Origin of the sequence: Streptomyces minutiscleroticus, assembly GCF_014650875.1 — a bacterium.
GTDB classification, from domain to species: domain Bacteria; phylum Actinomycetota; class Actinomycetes; order Streptomycetales; family Streptomycetaceae; genus Streptomyces; species Streptomyces minutiscleroticus.
The window spans coordinates 1-1553 of sequence record NZ_BMVU01000189.1; the positions used below are offsets into that span (position 1 = coordinate 1).

A 1553-nucleotide genomic window follows, 5' to 3' on the forward strand; every position below is an offset into this window, starting at 1 on the left:
TCGTCGGTCAGTTCATGTCGCCGCACCATGACCAACGCCTGACCGGCCCAGAGCTTGGTCCACCGCGCCGGACAAGAGCCATCAGAAACGACCTAGCCGTCGAGAGGGCGGGGTCCGGTGCGATGCATGGGCGACGGCGCAGTCCTTCGCGTGGGTGTGCGAGGCCGACATCATCCCCGCCATGTTCGTGTGATGACTTGCACTCTGTTGTCGCGAGGTATTCGCAGCGAGATGTCTGGGTGAACTTCGTCGAGGAACCTGACCCGCACTTCTGGGAAATGTGCTGCGACAACACGTGCAAACCGCGCGCGGCAGACACTGCAAAACTGCACAAAATTTTCTTGCAAGTTCAGGTAGGGCTCGTGTATGTGGCACCGATGTAGACGGCCGGAGCAGCCGACGGTGACCATGTTCAGGGACGGTCTGAACGCCGCGGTGCAAGTCCGCCGAACGCGGCCGTTTCGACGCCGCCCACGAACTGGGCCACCTCGTCCTGCACGGCAGCGAGCACGCCTGCACCGGCCCCGAGGCCGAACGGCAGGCCAACGACTTCGCCTCCGCCTTCCTCATGCCCCGCGTCAGCGTGCTCGGCCACATGCCCGCGGGCGCGCACGTCGACCAGATCCTCCACGGCAAGCGGATTCGGAACGTCTCCGCCATGGCCCTGACCTACCGTCTGCACGATCTCGGCCTGCTCTCCGACTGGCAGTACCGCTCCACCTGCGCCGAACTGAGCAGCCTGGGCTACCGCTCCGCCGAACCCCAGGGCATGGCCCAGCGCGAAACCTCCCAGGTGCTCACCAAGATCCTCACCGCCCTGCGCGCCAAGCACATCCGCCCCTCCGCTGCCGCGGCCGAACTCGGCCTCACCAGTGAAGAGATGAACCGCCTGCTGTTCGGCCTCACCCTATTGGACGGCCCGCTGGGGCCGGGAGAAGGTTCCCCATGGCTCATGCCTCCACCGCGACGCAGCGGACCAAGCGGGAGACGCGCATCGACGCCCTGCGCGCCCTCATCGACCGGCCGTGCGACGATCCGCGGCGATCATGCGATTACCGAACCTTGTCAGTCCGTACCTGAGTGGATCCCGTGAGAACCGTCAGCACCTTCGTACGCGTCCTGCTCTACGGTGTCGTCGGTCGCCTACGACGGGGGAGCCATGGAGATGACAGGGACAGCGCTGGCGGAGCGGATCGCGGAGCGCAGGGCGGGTGTCGGTGATCCGCGTGCGTTGCTGGGTGAGATGCGACGGACCGTTCTGCTGGTACCGGTGGCCGGCGGGGGTTTGTGGTCGGTGCGGTCGGGCGGGGTGCGGTGGGTCTGCGGTTTCACGGACGAGGCGGCGCTGGCGCGGTTCGCGCTGCAGCACGGTCCAGGTGATCGGCCGGTGGAGTACGCGGCGCTGCTGGGGGCGCGGATCGTGGACGAGATCGTGCCGTCGCTGGGTGAGCCCGCCGGGCTGGCCGTGGACATCGCCACCGAGGACGGGTCGATGTTCTTCCCGCCGGTGGCCGGCATCGTGCCGGAGGCCGTCGCGGTGGACGCCGCCGCGT

The 1553-nt window shown here is 67.6% G+C and carries 2 protein-coding genes and 1 pseudogene; all 3 read left to right on the plus strand.

All coding sequences use genetic code 11. From position 1 onward, the window contains the following. Window positions 1-493: 493 nt before the first annotated feature. Window positions 494-619 (plus strand): annotated as a pseudogene (locus IE271_RS44305) (ImmA/IrrE family metallo-endopeptidase); the annotation flags it as partial. Window positions 620-658: 39 nt separating this feature from the next. Next, complete coding sequence (locus IE271_RS43190) at window positions 659-1093, plus strand: hypothetical protein (RefSeq protein WP_229919988.1); 435 nt, start codon at window positions 659-661, stop codon at window positions 1091-1093. A 66-nt stretch (window positions 1094-1159) separates the two neighbouring features. Continuing rightward, window positions 1160-1553, plus strand: a 394-nt coding sequence (locus IE271_RS40895; protein WP_190195476.1) for a hypothetical protein, incomplete at its 3' end; no start/stop codon positions are given.